General features: G+C 68.4%; 22 protein-coding genes and 2 pseudogenes. 8 read left to right on the forward strand and 16 right to left on the reverse strand.

Annotated elements, in window-relative coordinates:
- Positions 1-93: 93 nt before the first annotated feature.
- Together ACFVX4_RS39210 and ACFVX4_RS39215 are read right to left on the reverse strand one after the other, a co-directional pair.
- Positions 94-273: pseudogene (locus ACFVX4_RS39210) on the reverse strand (transporter); the annotation flags it as partial.
- Between the two features lie 566 nt (positions 274-839).
- Positions 840-1,307 carry a MarR family transcriptional regulator gene (locus ACFVX4_RS39215; protein ID WP_389987463.1) on the reverse strand — a complete coding sequence of 156 codons (468 nt, stop codon included), beginning with the start codon at positions 1,305-1,307 and terminating at the stop codon, positions 840-842.
- A 246-nt stretch (positions 1,308-1,553) separates the two neighbouring features.
- On the opposite strand from ACFVX4_RS39215, the gene ACFVX4_RS39220 reads away from it, so the two are divergent.
- From ACFVX4_RS39220 to ACFVX4_RS39230, 3 genes and pseudogenes are all read left to right on the forward strand, one after another.
- On the forward strand, positions 1,554-2,321 hold the full coding sequence (locus tag ACFVX4_RS39220; RefSeq protein WP_389987466.1) for a transposase: 768 nt from the start codon (positions 1,554-1,556) through the stop codon (positions 2,319-2,321).
- Between the two features lie 56 nt (positions 2,322-2,377).
- Positions 2,378-2,485 (forward strand): annotated as a pseudogene (locus ACFVX4_RS39225) (IS5/IS1182 family transposase); the annotation flags it as partial.
- A gap of 556 nt (positions 2,486-3,041) precedes the next feature.
- A complete protein-coding gene (locus ACFVX4_RS39230) occupies positions 3,042-3,686 on the forward strand; it encodes a dihydrofolate reductase family protein (RefSeq protein WP_326770348.1) in 645 nt (214 codons plus the stop codon).
- 69 nt (positions 3,687-3,755) lie between these two features.
- Here ACFVX4_RS39230 and ACFVX4_RS39235 read toward each other — a convergent pair whose 3' ends face one another.
- From ACFVX4_RS39235 to ACFVX4_RS39250, 4 genes are all read right to left on the reverse strand, one after another.
- Entirely contained in the window at positions 3,756-4,109 is a 354-nt protein-coding gene (locus ACFVX4_RS39235; RefSeq protein ID WP_389987469.1) for a DUF4277 domain-containing protein, read from the reverse strand.
- A 177-nt stretch (positions 4,110-4,286) separates the two neighbouring features.
- Positions 4,287-4,433 carry a hypothetical protein gene (locus ACFVX4_RS39240; RefSeq protein WP_389987472.1) on the reverse strand — a complete coding sequence of 49 codons (147 nt, stop codon included), beginning with the start codon at positions 4,431-4,433 and terminating at the stop codon, positions 4,287-4,289.
- 585 nt (positions 4,434-5,018) lie between these two features.
- Positions 5,019-5,210: a hypothetical protein gene (locus ACFVX4_RS39245; protein ID WP_389987475.1), complete on the reverse strand. Its 192-nt coding sequence runs from the start codon at positions 5,208-5,210 to the stop codon at positions 5,019-5,021.
- A gap of 30 nt (positions 5,211-5,240) precedes the next feature.
- Positions 5,241-5,726 carry an Asp23/Gls24 family envelope stress response protein gene (locus ACFVX4_RS39250; protein ID WP_389987478.1) on the reverse strand — a complete coding sequence of 162 codons (486 nt, stop codon included), beginning with the start codon at positions 5,724-5,726 and terminating at the stop codon, positions 5,241-5,243.
- A 190-nt stretch (positions 5,727-5,916) separates the two neighbouring features.
- Between ACFVX4_RS39250 and ACFVX4_RS39255 the strand changes: the two genes are divergently transcribed.
- Positions 5,917-6,747 carry a hypothetical protein gene (locus tag ACFVX4_RS39255; protein ID WP_389987481.1) on the forward strand — a complete coding sequence of 277 codons (831 nt, stop codon included), beginning with the start codon at positions 5,917-5,919 and terminating at the stop codon, positions 6,745-6,747.
- A gap of 601 nt (positions 6,748-7,348) precedes the next feature.
- On the opposite strand, the gene ACFVX4_RS39260 is transcribed toward ACFVX4_RS39255, so the two are convergent.
- The 5 genes from ACFVX4_RS39260 to ACFVX4_RS39280 form a co-directional block, all read right to left on the reverse strand.
- Entirely contained in the window at positions 7,349-7,486 is a 138-nt protein-coding gene (locus tag ACFVX4_RS39260; RefSeq protein WP_389987484.1) for a hypothetical protein, read from the reverse strand.
- Positions 7,487-7,794: 308 nt separating this feature from the next.
- Positions 7,795-7,968 (reverse strand): CsbD family protein, encoded by a 174-nt coding sequence (locus ACFVX4_RS39265; protein WP_389987487.1) that lies wholly within the window; start codon positions 7,966-7,968, stop codon positions 7,795-7,797.
- Positions 7,969-8,054: 86 nt separating this feature from the next.
- Positions 8,055-8,537: a hypothetical protein gene (locus ACFVX4_RS39270; RefSeq protein WP_389987489.1), complete on the reverse strand. Its 483-nt coding sequence runs from the start codon at positions 8,535-8,537 to the stop codon at positions 8,055-8,057.
- A gap of 81 nt (positions 8,538-8,618) precedes the next feature.
- Entirely contained in the window at positions 8,619-9,170 is a 552-nt protein-coding gene (locus tag ACFVX4_RS39275) for a hypothetical protein (protein WP_389987492.1), read from the reverse strand.
- A 179-nt stretch (positions 9,171-9,349) separates the two neighbouring features.
- Complete coding sequence (locus tag ACFVX4_RS39280; RefSeq protein ID WP_383975246.1) at positions 9,350-9,505, reverse strand: DUF6131 family protein; 156 nt, start codon at positions 9,503-9,505, stop codon at positions 9,350-9,352.
- Between the two features lie 870 nt (positions 9,506-10,375).
- Here ACFVX4_RS39280 and ACFVX4_RS39285 point away from each other — a divergent pair.
- A complete protein-coding gene (locus ACFVX4_RS39285; protein ID WP_389987495.1) occupies positions 10,376-10,888 on the forward strand; it encodes a hypothetical protein in 513 nt (170 codons plus the stop codon).
- Positions 10,889-10,957: 69 nt separating this feature from the next.
- Entirely contained in the window at positions 10,958-11,116 is a 159-nt protein-coding gene (locus ACFVX4_RS39290; RefSeq protein WP_389987498.1) for a hypothetical protein, read from the forward strand.
- Between the two features lie 191 nt (positions 11,117-11,307).
- On the opposite strand, the gene ACFVX4_RS39295 is transcribed toward ACFVX4_RS39290, so the two are convergent.
- Both ACFVX4_RS39295 and ACFVX4_RS39300 read right to left on the reverse strand, forming a co-directional pair.
- Positions 11,308-11,445 carry a hypothetical protein gene (locus tag ACFVX4_RS39295; RefSeq protein ID WP_389987501.1) on the reverse strand — a complete coding sequence of 46 codons (138 nt, stop codon included), beginning with the start codon at positions 11,443-11,445 and terminating at the stop codon, positions 11,308-11,310.
- A 263-nt stretch (positions 11,446-11,708) separates the two neighbouring features.
- Positions 11,709-12,269 (reverse strand): YhjD/YihY/BrkB family envelope integrity protein, encoded by a 561-nt coding sequence (locus ACFVX4_RS39300; protein ID WP_389987504.1) that lies wholly within the window; start codon positions 12,267-12,269, stop codon positions 11,709-11,711.
- Between ACFVX4_RS39300 and ACFVX4_RS39305 the strand changes: the two genes are divergently transcribed.
- Positions 12,208-12,552, forward strand: coding sequence for a hypothetical protein (locus ACFVX4_RS39305; RefSeq protein WP_389987521.1), 345 nt, complete (start codon positions 12,208-12,210; stop codon positions 12,550-12,552). The two genes, ACFVX4_RS39300 and ACFVX4_RS39305, sit on opposite strands and share 62 nt — an antisense overlap.
- Here the strand turns inward: ACFVX4_RS39305 and ACFVX4_RS39310 are convergent.
- Complete coding sequence (locus ACFVX4_RS39310; RefSeq protein WP_389987518.1) at positions 12,510-12,659, reverse strand: RHS repeat domain-containing protein; 150 nt, start codon at positions 12,657-12,659, stop codon at positions 12,510-12,512. The two genes, ACFVX4_RS39305 and ACFVX4_RS39310, sit on opposite strands and share 43 nt — an antisense overlap.
- A 157-nt stretch (positions 12,660-12,816) precedes the next feature.
- On the opposite strand from ACFVX4_RS39310, the gene ACFVX4_RS39315 reads away from it, so the two are divergent.
- Positions 12,817-13,998 (forward strand): PucR family transcriptional regulator, encoded by a 1,182-nt coding sequence (locus ACFVX4_RS39315; protein ID WP_389987507.1) that lies wholly within the window; start codon positions 12,817-12,819, stop codon positions 13,996-13,998.
- Positions 13,999-14,037: 39 nt separating this feature from the next.
- On the opposite strand, the gene ACFVX4_RS39320 is transcribed toward ACFVX4_RS39315, so the two are convergent.
- Complete coding sequence (locus tag ACFVX4_RS39320; RefSeq protein ID WP_389987510.1) at positions 14,038-15,438, reverse strand: carboxylesterase/lipase family protein; 1,401 nt, start codon at positions 15,436-15,438, stop codon at positions 14,038-14,040.
- 117 nt (positions 15,439-15,555) lie between these two features.
- Entirely contained in the window at positions 15,556-16,410 is an 855-nt protein-coding gene (locus ACFVX4_RS39325) for an alpha/beta hydrolase family protein (RefSeq protein WP_389987513.1), read from the reverse strand.
- Positions 16,411-17,514: the final 1,104 nt, after the last annotated feature.

Below are 17,514 nucleotides of genomic sequence, written 5' to 3' on the forward strand. Positions count from 1 at the left end.
CGGCCAGATCAGCCCGATCACCTACGAACAGCGATCAACTACGCTGGCCACCGCCGCATGACAACCGGTGTCCACGATCACGGGGAAGGCCCCCCGGCCCTTATGGACCGGCCCGGTGCCGTACTCGCTCGCCAGGAAGCGAACACCCAGTAGTGTCTCCATATACGCCTCAACAAGGCTCTGCACGTCTGCCTCGACCTCAGCAAGACGCGGCGTAACCTCGGTCACGCCGCCTTCCGTCGTGTTCGTGCGGAACAACTTCAGACCCGACACCATCCCCTCATCGACGCGAAGATCGATAACGCCGGACACGTGCGGATCTATTTCCGCAGGACGGTTGAGGGCCGTGAAGGAAGCGTGAGAGCGAACCAGGCGGCGCACCCGTTTCCATTTGCGGGGCTGCTGCCCGTAATTCGACACCGAGGCTTCACCGGCAAGCACACCCCAGCACGGGACACAGCCAGGGGGCCCGACCCGGAAGAGTCGGGCCCCTACGCAACCACCCTGATGGCATTCGCCCCTTGCCCAGTGACCACCGAGGCTGGGCCGACAAGGCGTATCAAGTCGCCGGTGGTTCCATCCGGGTGCCCTTCCGGGGCATTCGCCTCAAGCGGTGGCAACACCGGCACAACAGCACACACCCCATGATTCGCTGCCTAAAGGCTGTCCCGCAAAGATCGGTTGGGTGTCCGGCCTCGGGACGTGTTTGAGAAGCGGACACTGTGCTTGGTCTATCAAGTTCGATGGGACAGCGGGGTGCCGCCGCTGCGCCACGACGACGGCCACCCTGCCACGAACTGGCCAGGGCCCGGGGCGCTGTGCCCCGGGCTTGCGGCCTGTCAGGCGGCATTCCCGCCCGCGTTGCGGATCAGCCGCTGGAGCACCTTCACCGTGGTGACGTAGTCCGCGTCGTCGATGCCCTCGTGGAGGACGGCTCCAATCGCGGGCGCGATACTGGCCATGTCGACGCGTGCCTGTTCTCCCTGTGCGGTGAGCCACAGCCGGTTCTCAGCGTCCCGGGTCAGCCAGCCGCGCTCCAGGAGCACTTCGGCCTCCGCCGCCAGATCGTCCTCGGGCCGGATGTAGGAGGTCATGGCCTGGCGCAGCTCGGGCAGGGTCATCCCCTCTCCGTCGGGCGAGATGTCGTTCTTCGACAGGTTGCGCAGCAGCCAGAACTGGGGCTGGGTGTAGCCCTTTTCGGCCTGCCGGGCCCGGATGTACGCGATGAGCGCCTCGTAGGCGACACCGGTCCAGTACGCGGCGGGCTGGCTGGCGAGTTCGGCATCGGAGAGCTGCTGGGTCGTCACGGAATGTCCCCTCCAGATACTTCAGCGTGGAGCCCGCACACCGTGCAGGTCATGCGAAGAACGTAGGACCTCAAGTGTGGTTGAGGTCAAGCGAGTGATCTCCCTGGTAGCCGTCGGCGCGGGAACGAGGAGCTTCTGCCTGCGGCCCCTGGCCGAGGGGGCACTTGAGACGTTGACCCCTGTCGAACGACCATCGGGTCGCTAGAGCTTCCTGTAGCACCTGGTCACAGGTGGGGTGATCTTCCGGTGGCTAGCGTGATCACGGCATCGGAACCGTCCTGGATAGCCCCGTTTGCCGGGCTGAGCCCGCGCCGCTTCCGCAAGTTGGTGACAACCGTGCGCCGCGAAAGCGTGGCCGACGGTCATCGCGGCCGACCGTGGAGCCTGTCGCTGGAGGACCGGATTCTGCTGGTCGTCGTGTACTGGCGCACGAACTTGACGATGCGACAGTTCGCGCCGCTGTTCGGTGTCTCGAAATCGACGGCCTGTCGGATTATCGACCACATCGGCCCGCTCCTGGCGCTCCAGCCGCGTCAGCAGTTCCGCAAGGACACCGTACTCATCGTGGACGGCACCCTCATTCCCACCCGTGACCGCACGATCGCCGAGCAGTCCAAGAACTACCGATACTCCACAGCCCACCAAGTCGTCATCGACGCTGACTCACGCCTGGTCGCCGTGGTGGGCCGGCCATTGCCTGGCAACCGACACGACTCCCGCGGCTGGGCGGAGTCCGGCGCCAAGGACGCAGTTGGAACCACGATGACGATCGCGGATGGCGGCTACCAGGGCACCGGCCTGGTCATCCCGCACCGGCGCCAGAAGGGAAGAAACCTCCCGGCCTGGAAAGAGGAACACAACCGCTCGCACAAACGAGTTCGCGCCCGCGTCGAGCACACCTTCGCCCGCATGAAGGGCTGGAAGATCCTCCGCGACTGTCGCCTGAAGGGCGACGGTGTTCACCATGCCATGCTCGGCATCGCCCGCCTGTACAACCTGTCCATCACCAGGTGAGCGAACGGCTCGACCGACGCTGAAGATCATTTACGGGACAGCCTTTAGGCGAGCCGGCCATAGCCACGCTGAAGGGCTGGCGCCTCCTATGAATACTCCGTTGCAGCACCAACCCCATCACCGCGATCGTCCAGGCCGTCCTCGTCCTTCATCACACCTCAGCGCGAGGTTGGAACAGCACCGAACCCGCCGGATTCGACCCGGCACTGAGGCCGAAGCGCCTTACCTTCACCTCGGAGTACAAGCTGCGGATCGCCCTCCGTCGAACGACCACAGGGCCCATGACCGCCGTTTTGGCTAGTCCCGTATTTCGCGGGTTGCTGATTCGGCTGGAGAGCGGGGCCGGGCAGTGTCCGGCACGGGCCTGTCAACGTTCGATCGGGTGTGTCGATGACTTCCCGGTCCCCGCGGCCACGAACGGAACGCCCCCGTATGGAGTGCGTGATCGAGTCCGTGGTGACCAAGCGTTTGGGCGCTCTGCCCGTCGCTGCCGAGTTTCTGCGCCGGCTGGATGTCAAGGGCCTGAAGCCCCCCGCTTCCGCTGGACGCTCGCCCGGTGAGGGGTACGCGGCCGCGCCGGGGGATGACCACGGGGAGTCGTCGCCCTGCGCGCGGCTGCGGGAGCTCGTTGAGAACTGCACGATGCGGCGATGAGTTTTCCCGGCCCGGCCGGTCTACGGTTCGTCAGGTGATCAGAAAGTGCGAAGCAGGAGGAGCGACATGAGCCAGTTGCTGCGAGTCCAGAACTTCACCGTCTCGAGCGACGGGTTCGGCGCCGGCGAGGGCCAGAGCCTCGAGAAGCCGTTCGGCCATGCCGATCCGGGGAACTTGCTCGCCTGGGCCTTTGCCACCGACCACCCACCCATCAACCGCTCCGAACCCGGTGGCCGAGGTCTGGACGACTACTTCACGCGGGACTACGCCCGCAACATCGGCGCCGAGATCATGGGCCGCAACAAGTTCGGGCCGCAGCGCGGGCCCTGGCAGGACCACGAGTGGCAGGGATGGTGGGGTGACGAGCCCCCGTTCCACACGCCGGTGTTCGTCATGACGCACCACAAGCGCCCGTCGTTCACGCTCTCCGACACCACGTTCCACTTCGTCGACGGCGACCCGGCCGCGGTGCTCGCCCAGGCGAAGGAGGCAGCGCAGGGCCAGGACGTCCGGCTTGGCGGTGGGGCCACGATCATCCGGCAGTTCCTCGAGGCCGACCTCCTCGACACCTTGCATGTGGCGGTCGCGCCGACGAAGCTCGGCTCCGGGGCCCGGCTGTGGGAGTCCCCCGATGAGCTGCTCGACCGGTTCCACCAGGACGTCGTGCCCAGCCCGAGCGGCGTGACGCACCACCTGTTCTGGCGGAAGTGAGGCCGGACCAGCCGGCCGGCGCGGGCTCCGTCACCGGCGCCCGCGGCATGGCCGCTGCCCAGCGGCGTCCTAGCCTCGCATTTCGCGGGTCGCTGCCGCCCCGACGCTGCTGGCAAGCCGGTCCAGGTGCGGAGCGATGGCGTCCAGAGCACGCGCCAGGCGGTCGTCACCCAGCAGGTCGGCCTCGACGCCGAAGACCTCCTCCACCGCCCAGCTGCGGGCCCAGTCCCTGACCCTGAACAGCGGCGCCGGAGCGGTCAGCCGGTTGGCCACCAGCACCTCGATCACCTGGCCGTGCGTCAGCTCCGCCCGGGGATCGGGCGGGCAAAGGGCATCGACGATCTCCGCAACGTCCAGCCGGCGCAGAAACTCGGCAGCGACGGGCAGAGCGCCCAAACGCTTGGTCACCACGGACTCGATCACGCACTCCATACGGGGGCGTTCCGTTCGTGGCCGCGGGGACCGGGAAGTCATCGACACACCCGATCGAACGTTGACAGGCCCGTGCCGGACACTGCCCGGCCCCGCTCTCCAGCCGAATCAGCGACCCGCGAAATGCGGGGCTAGTCATGGGCCCAGGGCCTGGGGACTCAGGATGGATCAACGCTCCAGACCGGGCCGCCAGCGCATCGCGGACCGGCTGGCCCGTACGGCGGCCGCGTCGTACAAGAAGAGCCCGGTGCCCGCGACAGCGAGCAGGGCCACGATCGTGGCGGGCAGGCGGCGCGGACCAGAACCGGTGCACATGCCGCCCCGAGTCGTCACCTTCCGACGTCGCGCCCGGTCCGGGCGCAGTGGACGAGTGCCCGAGACCGGAGGGGCGAGCGGGTTTGGCGGTCGACGCACGCTGGGTTGCTGACTCCGGCGCCTGTTCGCTCATCTCGTCCTCCCCGGCCCCATGCCCCGCGTGTGCGCGGAATGCAGCTGTTCGACCGACACCACGACTGCGTGCACGTCCATGGCTGCCAGCCCGCTCAGCTTCTCGGCGACTGCGCGACGCACCGCACCGCACTGCGCACCGATGTCGGACGGGTAGCCCAACTCCACAGTGATGTGCACTCGTGTCTGGCCCAGTACAGTTCTCCGCCCGGCAGCGCCCCTGTCGGCAGCGTCTCGCGCGGCGGTTTCGCGTTCAGGTGCGGGCCGCACCGATACCGTCGCATGCGGCTTGGCATGGCGGTGAGAGACGAGGTGGGCGGACTCGGTGAATCCGCCCAGTGCCTCATGAGCCGCCTGGGAGGCGATCTCCGCGACGACCCGATCGGCGACACGGATCGCACCGCGCCCGCCTGCGGGCACGGTCTGAGCGGCAGCCTCCGGCTGGGCCACCGGTCACCGTCGCCGGTCGACTCGCTCGCGGGTCCGGACGAAGTCACCGAGCTCCAAGTCCCCGTCCATGAACCGCCCGGCGACGAATCCGACGGCGCCCAGCGCCGCCACCAGCAGAAAAGCCCCGAAGCCGCCGAAGTACCCGGCGAAGCCGAGCGCCATCCCGGCAACCAAGCCCACCACGGCCATGCTCATCGTGCGCTCCTTCGTGCTCCACCGGACCCGCTATCGCAGCCGTGGCTGCTCTTCCTCTTCTTCCTCCTCGTCGGGAAGCTTCACGTCGCTGACCGCGATGTTGACTTCGACGACTTCGAGGCTCGTCATCCACTCGACGGCGGAGATCACGCTCTCCCGCACGGCGCCGGCCACATCCGTGATCGAGACGCCGTAGTCGATGATGATCTCCAGATCGATCGCCGTCTGAGACTCACCGACTTCGACCTTGACTCCGCGCGAGACGGATTTGGTGGTGCCGGGCATGCGTTCCCGTGCGGCACCGAAGGCCCGGGAGATGCCGCTGCCCATCGCATGGACACCGACCACATCGCGGGCCGCCATTCCGGCGATCTTCTCGACCACACCATCGGCGATAGTGGTCCGGCCCCGCATGCCGGGGTCGCCGCGCTTCAACCCGGCGTTCTTCCTGGCGCCCGCGCCCGTGGACTCCGCACCGGAGGTCTCGAGCCGGTTCTGCTGTCCGGTCTCGGTCATAGCCAGTCGCCCCTTTCCTACAGCCCGCTTTTCCACCTTAGGTCCGTTTCGCTGGTACCGCTCCAGGGATGCGGCAGGCGTGGGCCCGCCCCACCGAACAGGTGGCATGAGCAGCCGCAACAGGGTAGTTCCGGCAGTCTGGGCGCATCACGGCAGTGAAAGAACGCGGTAAGAGAAGGGGTGAGAGCCGATGACGGGTGACGGATGGGCCAAGGCCGTACGGCAGCAACTCGGCCTGGGCCGACTACTGCCGCTCGGCGGCCCCGAGGACGGGTCCTGGATCACCGAACAAGCGGCCAGCGGAGTACTGAGCCGCGCCGCCTCCGGAGTATCCGGGATTCGGCCGGGCACGCTGCGGATCCGCCTGGCCGCCCCGGAAGCAGCTCCGGAACCAAGTATTCCGGCGCCCTGGACCGCACTGCCGCCGGGACCGCTGCGGATCGAGGCGGAATTCTCGGCGCCGGCACGGCAGCCCCTGCCCCAGATCGCGGAGCAGCTTCGGCAGACGCTGCTCTCAGCGGCTGTCGAACGTCTCGGGCTGGTGGTGGCCGAGGTCGATCTGCATGTGACGGACCTGCTGGAGGTTCCGGCGTCGGCGCAGCAGCCGACCGCGGCCGAAGCCTCCGAAAGTGCAGCCGGAGAAACCAGTGCCTCGCACGTCGTGGTGGCCAAGCCCGGGCACCCGTCGCCCGGGCCGGTGCCGGTGCGGGATCCGGCAGCGGAGCTGGCCACCGTTGCCCTGTCTGTCCCCGGCGTGACCCGCCTCGCCCCCGTTCCAGGACTGCCCACGCCCCTGGCCAGGGGAGGACTTGCTCGCCCCCTCCAGATCGAGGCCAGCGACGAGCCCCCCGGGCGCCACGTCCAGATCCAGCTGGCGGTCGCCGAGACTGATCGCGCTCTCGATGTCTCCCTCGCCGTCCGTGCGGCGGTGGCCGCGGCAGCGCAAAGGGACGCCCCCGGTCCGATAACCGTCGCCGTCCTCGTGACAGCGGTGGAGCCGGGTCAGGTCCTGCCGAGATGACCGGGGCAGGACAAACACGGGAATCGCGGCCTCGCGTTCGGCTCTCTGGTGGCGCGGTGTTGCCCGTGCACGTCCGTTGGCCGTCGCCCGCTGCGGCGCGTCGCCGCCTGTGGGGCTGATCCCAGACTCCGGTTCCTCCCCTCGGCTGTTTCGCCAGCCTGCACCGCTGTCGCCGTCCAAGCGGCGCAGTACAACAGCAGCCGGGCCATTAGGTTGATCCACAGGACGACGGCCCGGCACTGAAGCACTGTGCGACGCCCGACGCCAGTGGGCGGGCGCCCGATCAGCGCGCCTCAGACTGCATCCTCTCGTGGACGGCGGTCATGCATGGCGAGCAGTAGCGTTCAGTCGGCGGGTCATCGAAGACCGGCCTGGTACGCACGGTTAGTGCGACCTGCAGTCCGCACAGTGTCGTGCGGGCATCACCCTTGGCCCGTACGTGCCACATGACCCCGGCACCGGTCGTCGCAGGGTCGGCGATCATCTCGTACATCGGCCTCTCCCCTGGTTCATGGCCCCGGCGGGGCATGGGTCGCTTGCCTGGCGCGAAGCCGGGTAACGCGCTGCTGACCGGGCCCTTCCCTCTCGTCCATGCAACTCCTCAGTGTCTGATCGGACCGTCGGAGAGGGCCGACCGGATGAGCTGGAAGACGTTGACCTGCTCGGGCCCAGTTGACTCACGGGCACTGCGCCACTCCGTGAACACGGCGACCAACTCGTCGTCGGCTGCCCCGTCCACCCTGGCTCCGGGCCCTTCAGCGGGCTGTCCCAGTGTGCCGCCCCTGGTGCGGCGCGGCTGTTCCGGCAGAGGGTCGGCGACCTCATCGTCGGAATGAAGCAGAACGGGCAGAAGCCCAAGCCCCTCCGGTGGGTGTCGGTGAGCACTCACCGCAGGGGCGGGGCGTGGCCCGCGGCCGAGATGAACGGCCCACGGCATCGGAAGGCTCCATCGCATGCCTGTCAGACGCCTCGCGCTCCGGCGAGGGAGTGCGAGGCGCCGCTGTCACCACCGCAGGCTTCGGGGTCTGCGGTCGAGGAGGGCATTGGTCAGTGCTTGAAGGCGTCCTTGATCTTCGCCCCAGCCTGTTTGATGTTGCCCTTGATCTGGTCGCCGCGTCCTTCCGCGCGCAGACGCGGGCTACCTGTGGCGCGGCCGACGGACTTCTTGGCGCCGCCTTTGACCGCTTCGGCTTTGTGCGCGATCTTCTTGGAGATACTCATGGTCGGCCATTCTTCGTGTGTCTTCTGCTGGGGCATCGGGACGCCGGCCGGTCGGCGGTCTGCGGGCGTGGCGGCGGCCGGGTTGGTCAGGTGGTGAGCAAGCGGTTGAAGAACGAGCGGTACCGCTGGAGCGCAATGCGCAGATCCTCGGTTGCCACCTCTTCACCGCGTTGCCACTGGCCTTCGAGACCTTGTTTGTGCTCGGAGAAGGTCGTGGCCAGTGCCTGCATCGTCTCGGCGACCAGCTGGTCGGCCGCGTTGACGGCGTTCTGGGGGTCGTCGACGAATTCGCCCTGGATCTTCTGCCACCTGGCGCGGAATTCCTCCTGCTCATTCCCGAGCAGGGGCTCGTTGTCCTCGTCCGGTTCCGCTTCCCGGCGCTCACCGACAGATGCCCGACCGCCGTTTTCCTCCCGGCCCTCCCGATCGGTGGTCGTGGCCTCCCCGGGGTACTCCGGTGGGGAGCCGGCCAGGTCCGGTGCTTCGTCTCCGGGGTCCTGCCGGGCACCGGTCAGGTCTGCCGTGGACGGAACGCCCTCGTCCCGCTGGGGTGTGTCGTGGTTGCGCATCTCTTCACTTCCGTCCCTCACGTGTTGCGGCCGGGCGTCGACTGGGCCAGCTCGTCATCCTCCAGTCGCCGACTGCGGGCCTCATGCCTGGCCCTCGCGCGGCCGGTCGCCGTTGTGGAGCAGTTCCCCGAACAGCGCGCGGTAGTGCACCATCGCGCCCCGCAGCTCCTCCGTGGTCACCTGTTGGCGGCTGCTGCGGTCGTTGACCTCATGGGCGGCGCGATAGTGCTCCAGCGTGCGCCCGTGCTCGACCGACAGGTCCTTCAGCTGCTGCTCGTACCCCTTGGTCGGATACCCGCGTTCGCTCATGAGCGTGGTCACGAGCCGGTCCGCCTCGTGGACCGCGTCGCCGGGCCGGTCGACGAACGTCTCCTGCACCCGGGTCCAGTCCTGGGTGTAGCGGTCGCGGACAGGTGCGGGCAGTGGCTTGATGTCCAACGCGTCATGGCGTTCCTCGCGCTCGCGCAGCTCACGCTCGCCCGCCCGGCGGCCGTGCTTGGCTTCCACGGCCCGCTCGTACTCCGGGCCGAACTGCTCCCGCAGCTTCCGGCGGCGCGTGGTGACCATCCACGCTGCCACCGTGCACAGGAGAAGCACCAGCACGACGGCAATGATGATGACAATAGGGGACATTGAGTCCTCCGCTCGTTAGCCGAATGCCCCGTGCATTGCGGCCGCCCCTGCGCACAGGCCCGAAACTGGGCGCGCCAGGCAGTTGCATCTGGCCGCAGGCTGTTGCCCGACGCTTGCGCTCCTGCCGTTCGCCTCAAAAAATGGGGGCTGTGGTTGTCGCAGTGGCGGGGACGCTGCCTCTACCAGTAGTGCCGTCGTCCGCCGACCGCGTGGCCCAGGCGGCCCAGCAGGAACAGGATCGCTCCGATCACGATCAGAATGATCCCGACCGTCCACAGAATGGTGATCTTGGCAAAGAACGCCACAATCAGCAGAACGACTCCGATGACGATCACGGTTTCCTCCGATCACGCTGAACCCGAGCCCTACCCCGTTGTTAATCGTCCTCCTTGCCTGCCTCACTGCCAAATTGACCAGCAAGGTCAAGCAAGAGCCCGCCGGAGCCCGCCGTACCGCAGGCCGGACGCGTGCTCACCTGTGCAGCCGCAGTCCCCCTGTCTTCACCGACGCACTGGCGCCGCCAGGTAGCACGACGAACGCGCCCTTCCCGGGGGGAGCGGCACCGAAGGTGACCGGAAGACTGCCGGTACGGCGGTGGCGGCCCTACCGACCGTGAGGTGACCCCGGCTGGACTGCTTGTGCGGGGGAAGTTGCCGCGCCCGACGACTACGCGTCCCGCCCTGGCGCCTGGTGAAGATCGGCGTCGGCCCAGGCGCCCAGAGCGGTGCGGGGCGGCATACCGTGACGGCGATGATGCGGCCTTGGGGCAACCGTGACAGCTGAGGGCGAACGCGCAGTGCCGACTCGCCCCGATGTCGGCCAACGGCGGGCCCTACTTCGTTAGACCCCAGTACTGCCGGTCCGGGATGCCCGCCGTGCGGCGCCCCTGGCAGTCCTCCATCGATGTCGTCGAGGCTGTCGTCGTTGAGCGCGGCCAGAACCTCCCGCCACAGAGTCATCGGCCGGCTCCCCACCTGGGGCAGGTACTACCGGGCCGACGACGAGATTTCCGATGCAGCACTCCAGCGTCTGGACCCGTGAGCCGTTCGGGGCCTTTCCTGGCATTTCGCCCCGGCGGCTCCGTTCTTTCGCGGTTTACTGTCGTGGTGCGGGGGAATTCCGATGCCGGTGCTCCCAGCCCGCCTGTGCACGCGGTCGCACCGTCGAGGAGATCGCCGAGGACAGTCGAGAAAGGGCGGCCCAGGATGCATCGCGACAAGCTCGGGATCTACCTGAATGACCACCTGGCCGGTGCCACCTTCGGCATCGGGCTCGCGCAGCGCATCGCCCACCAGCACCGCCACTCGGCGCGCAGCGCCGACCTGCAGCGCATCTCCGACGAGATCGCCCAGGACCGGCAGACTCTGCTCGAACTCATGGACGCACTCGGCGTCCCAGCACGCCGTTACAAGGTCTACGGTGGCTGGGCAGCCGAGCGGCTGGGGCGCCTGAAACCAAACGGCGTCCTGTACCGGCGCTCCGGGCTGAGCACGCTCATCGAACTCGAGACCCTGCGGCTGGGAGTCGAGGGGAAGACCCTGATCTGGCGCACGCTGCTCGTCGTGGCCGCGAGGAAGCCCCGTCTGGATGAATACCAGCTGCAAGCTCTGCTGGACCGGGCACGGAGGCAGATCGACACGCTGGAGAAGCTGCGCCTCGCGGCAGCGGCGGCGATCTTCTCCTCCGGAGTGCGCAGCGTGACTTCAGACAGCCCATGAGACCGCGGTGACATCGTTGCCCGCAGTGGTCGGCGGTTCTGCCGCGCGCCGTCGAACCGCTCATGCAAGGTGAAGCTGACCAATGGCGACATCCTCGCCGCGCTGAAGTTCCTCAAGGACGCAGGCTTCTCGCCCCAGGCAGCAGCGGACACCGCCCAGACCAAACCCAAGGCGTCTACGGCATCGAGAAGGGGCCGCAAGACGCCGGGCACCACAGGAAAGCACTGACCCCCGACGGGAACGAACCGGGCTCGCCCGCCGGGAAGAGTGGGCCGACCCGGCCCGCAAATCGAGCCTCGCCGCGCCCGTCGCCTGCCGCAAGTCGAAACCTGGCACAGCCACATAGGCCGTGTGTCGAAAGTGCGTTGACCTGGGCGGACCTGTAGCTCGATACAGTCGCGTCTCTGGTGAACCCTTGGCTACGGGCGATCGAGGCGGGCGGCCGCATGGCGGACAACCCGAGCGAAGACGATCTTCACGGTCTTCTGGCAGACATGAACCTGCGCCATCGCATCGTGATCCTTGAAAGACTCGGCCTCGGACCCGTAGATCAGCACTACATGCAGGTTTACCTGAACGACGATATGAGTACCAGGTCGAGTACCGCAAAGGCAGCTCAGACAAGCACTGCCAGGCCCACGTCCCGAAGCCATCCGAAATGATCGGCCCGGAGCCCATCGCAAAGCTGATGGTTCATTGGGCACATGATCGCGAAGGGTGGCGGGAGGCGGTCAAGTGGGTTCCCAAATCACTGTGACGACGCTTCACAGCCACTCGTTGATGGCAGCGACAAGCAGCTTCGAATCCCATACCCCCGCAGCTACCGCGCGCTCGGATCACGGGCCGTGCGGTGCGGTGCTGCTGGTTCGGGGCTGTTGGACGACGCCTGCTGTGGTGCATCGCCGACTGCGGGGCTGATCCCGGGCTCCGGGCCCTCGCCCTCAGCCGTCTCGCCGGACCGCATCGCCATCCCCGTCTCTGTAGCTGTCCAGGCGGCGCAGTACAGCAGCAGCCTGGCCATGAGGTTGATCCACAACACCACGGCGACCGGCACGGCGAAAGCGCCGTACATGCTCTTCCCCGCGACACCCTGCAGATAGCCGGTCAGCAACCACTTGAGCAGTTCGAAGCCGACCGCACCGATCAGACCGGCCACCACGACCGTGCGCCGGCTGGGACGCACCCGCGCCAGCCGGGTGAGCAGGTAGACCAGCAGCAGAAAATCGACGAGCAGAGCGATGGCCAGACCCGCGAAGAACAGCAGCGCCCGTCCAGCCCCGCCCTCGATCCCGACCTTGTCGGCGGCCCAGCCAACCGCAATGTTCGCGAACACCAAACTGCCGATCGCGAGGAGCCCAACCACGCCGAGACCGACCAGCACCCCGGTGTTCCTTGATCTTCAGCAGGACTGCATTCCCCGGGTCCTGTTCCTTCTCCCATACCGCGCGCAGGCACCCGCGCAGGGCACCAACCCAGTTGATGCCGATCACGAGCAGCAGCACGCCCGCGATGAGCCCGACGGATCCGGCGTGCGCGACGAGACTGTCCAGGTCCAGCAGGTCCGAAAGACCCGGCGCCTGTTCGGCGATCTCGTCCTGGAGTTTCCCGAGTTGGTCCTCGCTCAGCAGCTTGGCCTTTCGGTCATCCGGTTGGCCGCGTCGTAGGTGTACGTCACGGTGCGACCATCGATGTCGGACTCGGATATGAGACGTCCGGCCGGATCGTACTCGTAGTGCCACTCCAGGCCCTGGGGATTGATGACACCCGTCATACGCAAGTTGGCATGCTACGGGTGTGCCACGTGACGTCGCCTCTTTCGTCGCCGAGTTGGCGGCCGGGAGCGGTTTGGGGACTCGCCCGACGCACTGCCGCCGCCGGACCCGGGGCTCCGATTGACGGCACGGCCGGGGCGGTGTGACGATGCGCCGATGTCGGACCTGCATGCCCGGATGGCCGCCCGGGTCGGTGACCTCACGGCCGTCGTGGTCGCGCGCTGCGCGGCGGAGGCACCGTTCTACGGGGCGCTGCCCCGCGCCACCCTCCAGGGCGAGGTGGCGCGGTCCATCGCGGCGGTGCACGCGCTGTTGCTCAGGGCACTGCGCGACGGCGGCGGGGAGCCGATGGGACCGGGCGATCTGACCCGGCTCATCGAGTGGTCGGCGCGCCGGGCCGAGGAGCGCGTCCCCCTGGAGGCGGTGATCGCCGCATACCTGATCGGCGCCGAGGTGTGGTGGCAGACGCTGACCGAGGTCGCGGAGCCCGGTGAGCTGGCCGGGGCGGGCGGCAAGCTGCTCGCCTGCCTGCACGCCGCGCTGCCTGCGGTCGTCCTCGCCCACCAGAACGCCCAGGAGGACCTCCACAGCGAGGACAAGCGCGTACGGCGGGCCCTGCTCGGCGCCCTGCTGGCAGGACGGCCGTACGAGGAGCTGGCGGGCGTGGCGCGGGTGGCCGTGGTGGGTGAGTACGAGGTGGTTGCCTTCGCGTTCGAGTCCGACCCGCCGAGCAGATTGGTGCAGTCCTCGCTCGACGCCTTCACCGGGATTCCTGTGCTGATGGACCACGTCGCTCGGATCGCCTTGTTGCCGGGCAGGTCCGACGTGCCGGGCCTGGTGGCCCGGCTGGAGAAGGACGTGGGGCAGCCCGTGCGCGCCGCCGCCGCCCGCTCCTCCGTACCGGCGGCCATCTCCTCGGCGGCGCAGGAGGCCGGCCGCGTGCTGGATCTCGTCCGGCGCCTGGGACGCCCGCCCGGGTGCTACCGCCTCGATGACGTGCTGCTGGAGCACCAGCTCGCGCGCCCCGGGGACGGCCTGGTGCGGCTGGCGGCCAAACTCGACCCCTTGGAGGAGCATCCGTATCTGCTTGAGACGCTGTGCGTGTTCGTGGAGCGGGGGCTCAACCGCCGCCAGACGGCGTTGGAGCTGTGCGTCCACCGCAACACCCTGGACTACCGGTTGCAGCGAGTGAGCGCGCTGACGGGCCTCGACGTCGCGGTTCCCGCGCAGGCGCGGCTGATCCAGGCGGCGCTCGTCGCCAGGGACCTGGCCGGGCCCGCGGATCACCGCGGGGTCACCGGATGGCAGGGATCCGCAGGAGCAGCGGAAAGCGAATGAACCACGGCCGGCGTCGGCGAGCGCTCGGCCTGTCATCTGTCAGAGCCAGGCGCCGAGTTCCTCGTGCCGGGGTGCGAGGACCGGGCCGGCGCCGGGGTGGTCGAAGACCATGACGGGCCGGTCCGCGTTCCAGCCGGACCAGCCCGGCTGTCCGGTAGTGGCGAAGGCGACCCAGGCCCGGTGCATGGCGTCGGCCAGTGGCTGGGGCGCGCCGGGCCCGGTCAGGTCCTCGGCGGCGCGCAGGTTGTCGAAGACGAAGCCGAGTTCCAGCGCATGGCACGCGCCGAGTCCCATCACGGGCGAGCGCCAGCAGAATTCGTAGACGAAGGTGCGGGCGGGCCGGGAGTCGGCGAGGCGGTTGAGCGGCCCCCGCAGCAGCAGGTCGGTGGCCATCTCTCCCAGGATCTCACCGGGTTTGGCGTGCGGCCGGGTGGCTCGGTACAGGCGTGCCACGCGTTGCGGGACACGGATCTTCAGCAGTGCCAGCCGCAGGGTGAGTCGGCTGATCCGGTCCACGGTTCCGCCGGGTACGAACCACAGCCGGTACTCCTCCCGGTTGCAGCCCAGCAGCAGGTCGGCCTCGGGAAGGGGCGGGGCGGCGGGCACCACGTCGTCGTCGACCACGATGTGGAAGCCGGGACCGCCGCCGATGGGGTCGGACCGGTCGACGACGGCGGCCTGCGCGTCCAGCAGCAGGTCTCGGTCCACCGCCGCGAACGCCTCGGCGGTGGCCGGGATCCGCAGTCTCTTCGCCATCGACCGTACGGTCTTCGCGCCCTCGCGGCGCGACAACGTGTGCGGCGGGCCGCTCTGCAGGATCGCCCGGTGGAACAGCCCGGCCGCGCCGGGGCTGGTCATGAGGGCAGCGACGCTGATCGCGCCCGCAGACTCCCCGAACACGGTGACGTTCGCCGGATCTCCGCCGAAGGCGGAGATGTTGTCGCGGACCCAGATCAGGGCTGCGATCTGGTCGAGGAGGCCCCGGTTGACGGGGGCGTCGGGGAAGACCCCGAACCCCTCGACGCCGAGCCGGTAGTTGACGGAGATGAGGACCACCCCGTCGCGCGCGAAGGCGCCCCCGTCGTAGAGCAGCAGGTTCGCCGAGCCGTTGCGCAGGGAACCCCCGTGGATCCAGACCATGACGGGCAGCCGGCCCTCGCCGACGGATGGGGTCCAGACGTTGAGGTTGAGACAGTCGTCCCCGGCGATGCTCGGATCGGGTATCAGCCGGTCGAGGGGCGGGCGGTAGGGGCGTTTGGGGGCGGTCGGCCCGTACTCCAGAGCATCTCGTACCCCTTCCCAGGACTCGACCGGGGCGGGAGCGCGGAAGCGGTGGGCGCCGAAGGGCGGGGCGGCGTAGGGGATGCCAAGGAAGGTTGCGATCCCGTTGTGGAAACGGCCTCGGACCTTGCCCTGCCCGGTGGTCGCGATGAGGTCCATGGCAGTCCTTCCATGTGCGAACGGGGGCCGGCCGCCCCTGGTCGCGGGAGCGTCAGGGGCGGGCGGCGTGGATCGGGACGGCCGCCGGTCACGGCGGAAGGGATCTCCGGGAGCGGGTCACTGGCTTGCGAGGCCGTTGCGGCGGACGTCGGACCAGGTGCCGCTGTCGGTGCAGATCCCGCAGTCGGCCCCGAAGAACTGTGCACGCGCCGTCTGGTCCCCCATCAGGTGTGCCTTGAACCAGGCGGTGGTGGGCGCGGCGAACGGGCCGGGGTCGCCCACCACCGTGAGGTGATCGGCGCCGCGCAGTTCCCCGTAGATGGCCGGTATGTGGTCGGCGTCGTTGTAGAAGGCCTTGACCAGGAAGGGGAAGACGATGCTGTCCTTCTGCCCGGCCAGGAGGAGCGCGGGTACGTGCACGTTGTCGATGTCGGCGAGCGGCCCGGGCTGGATGGGGAGGATGGTGTCGATGCGCGGGTCCGCGCCGACGACGATGGCGGCGGCGCCGCCCTGCGAGTGACCGGACGCGCCGATGTGCTCAAGGTCGACACGGTCGTGGAAGGGGCTGGCCTGGTCGGCGTTGCGACGGGTGAGCAGGTCGATCCCGGCGCGCATGGAGATGCCGAGGTTGGACTGCGGGGTGTTGGCGGCGGCGACGATGAAGCCCTGACTGGCCCAGTGGAGCAACAAGTCGCGGTAGACGACCGGGAAGGCGAAGGTGCCGTTTCCCCACACGATCACGGGGTGGCGGCGGTCGCTGGTCGCGATGTCACGCGGGTAGTACAGGGTGGTCACCACCCCGACCTCCACCGCGGTGGCGTAGGGGCCGGGAGCGCCGTAGTCGGCCGCGGCCGCCTCGGCACCGGCACCGGCGGGGGAACCGGTGGACGCCGCTGCCGCTCCCGCGCCGGCAGAAGCCGTCAGCAGGAGCATGAGCGCGGTCAGGGGGACGAGCAGTTTTCTCCAGAGCACAGCGGACTCCCGATGTCGTCACGGTGAACTGGATGTTTCATCCGGCTCACACCTTGTCTGATCGCACATCCTGAAGCACGGTTCGAGGCCCGTCTCTGCGCAATCGCGGCAAGCAGCGACGTCGGAGTTTGTGCAACATGCCGAGAGGCCTGAGCACGGTGAGGGTGCCATGCTCGGTTCCGCCGCTACGACAGAGAGCCCGCCGCCCGGTCCCGAGAGGAGAACGCCGGGAACGGAGAAAGCCCCGCGCACCGTCCGCCCCGCATGACCTGCACGGTCAATCAGGTGACGCTCCATCAGAACGAGCGTCACATGAGCCACGGTGCTGCGCAGCGAATAGCGTCCGGCGGAGCGCGAGCCACTGGGGCCGATCCGCCAGGCCCGCGGGGTCGGGCTGCCCGTACAGGCACAGGCAACGAGGCCCCCGTCCAGGCAGGTCCTCTTGAGAGGGACTCGGGAGGACCGGACGGGGGTCGGCAGCGGGAAGCGGTGCGGGTGGCTGTGAACGACTTTTCTTGGCTCAGAGGAATCGTCGAGGACGGAGTCCATGCCGCTCGCGGCACGATCGGTCGCTGAGCCCTGCCCCGCCGATCTCTTCCGCTGACACCATCTGCCCAGGGGAAAGACGACATGAGCGGCAGACGACCATGCGGACCAGAGAGCGACTCGCCTGACGCTCCGTCGGGACCAGCGTCAGGACGGTTTCCCATACGCCCCGCAGAGTAGGGACAACGCGTCCACCGTCTCGCACGACGTTCACAAAGCCGCAGGCCAATCCCTCTCCCTGGTCCCCCGACACGTTCCACGTCGTGCACACGCTGAAACAGGTCAACGACCATCCAGCAGCCTGAAGAACCAGAGGAAACAGCAGGTCAGACGCCCTTTGCGGCAAGCTCCAGAATCGCCACGCACTCCACGTGCGAGGTCATCGGAGGCACGTCAAATTCGAGGACAGGGTTCGGATTGTCAGCCTCTGTCGGCGGCGGCTGAACTTGGACCCACTCTGGCCGGTTGAAATCTGACCCGGGGCCTTCCCCGTGATCGTGGACACCGGGTGGCGGGGTGGGGGGGGGAAAGGGGGTTGGAAGGTGTTACACAACGCAA

This window comes from Streptomyces sp. NPDC058240, from assembly GCF_042882135.1.
GTDB lineage: Bacteria > Actinomycetota > Actinomycetes > Streptomycetales > Streptomycetaceae > Streptomyces.